The organism is Mesorhizobium sp. GW821-FHT07A06 (genome assembly GCF_059419085.1).
Genome location: NZ_JBWKRC010000029.1, coordinates 1 through 1,050, shown reverse-complemented (window position 1 = coordinate 1,050; position 1,050 = coordinate 1). Strand labels below are relative to the sequence as shown.

Annotated in this window: 1 protein-coding gene; it reads right to left on the bottom strand. The window is 61.0% G+C overall.

Annotated features, from left to right (window positions below):
• Nucleotides 1-15 precede the first annotated feature (15 nt).
• Nucleotides 16-958 (bottom strand): IS630 family transposase gene (locus AC07SZ_RS35600; RefSeq protein WP_156394344.1). Its coding sequence is split into 2 segments (ribosomal slippage): nucleotides 16-621 and nucleotides 623-958, totalling 942 coding nucleotides; the frame shifts between segments, so codons are not numbered across the junction.
• Nucleotides 959-1,050 lie beyond the last annotated feature (92 nt).

The window sequence follows — 1,050 nt, the reverse complement described above, 5'->3', positions numbered from 1 at the left end:
TAGAGCGTGTTTCACTTACATTGAAGCATATCCAGCGTTGACGAGATAGTTGGCGCATTCAGCGGGTTGAAAGCTTTCGAGGAGTGTTCCGATACGTCGCCATGTGGCCTCGACGGTCCGTTCTGAAGCCTTTCGCATGAGGTGCTTGAGCTTGGCGAAGACCTGCTCGATCGGGTTTAGGTCTGGACTGTAGGGTGGCAGGTAGAAAAGCTTGGCTCCGGCCGCGCGAATGGCACGACGAATGGCTTGCCCCTTGTGACTTCCAAGATTGTCCATGACGACGATGTCACCGGGCGAGAGCGTCGGCACGAGGAACTGCTCAACCCAGGCCGCAAAGCTTGCACCGTTGATGGGACCATCAATGACGCAGGGCGCGTCGATGCGCTCGCAGCGCAGCGCGGCCAGGAAGGTCAGCGTGCGCCATTTGCCATGCGGAGCCTTGGCGACCAATCGGTGCCCACGAGGCCCCCAGCCTCGTAGCGGCGCCATGTTGGTTTTTGCCCAGGTTTCGTCGATGAACACCAGGCGCCGTGGATCAAGCCTGCCTTGATACTTCCTCCATTGCGCCCGGCGCCGCGCAATCGCCGGCCTGTCCTGCTCGCTGGCGAACAGCGTTTTTTTTGAAGCTGAACCCGGCCTCCTTCAGCACCCGCCACACCGACACCGGGGCTGCCACGATGCCGCGCTCGGCAAGCTCCGCCGACAGCGCTCGCACGCTCACATGCGACTGTGAGGCTACCCGCTCCAGCAGCCACACGCGATGTGGCTCCAAATCCCGGCCGGATTGACGCCCCATGCGCAACGCCGATGCGCTTCCGCTCAATCGTTGGCGTTGCGACCACTTCACAACACTCGCCACGCTCACCCCGAACAATGCAGCCGTTTCCCGGCATGTCCGGCCAGCCGCAACCGCTGCCGCAACGCGCTCACGAAGATCGTTTGAATAGGGTCTTGGCATCCGATGCTGGCCTCCGCCCAGCCAGCATCTTGAATCACAAAATCACCTCGGCGTGAATCCCAACCGATTCAAATCAACAGCAACACGCTCTA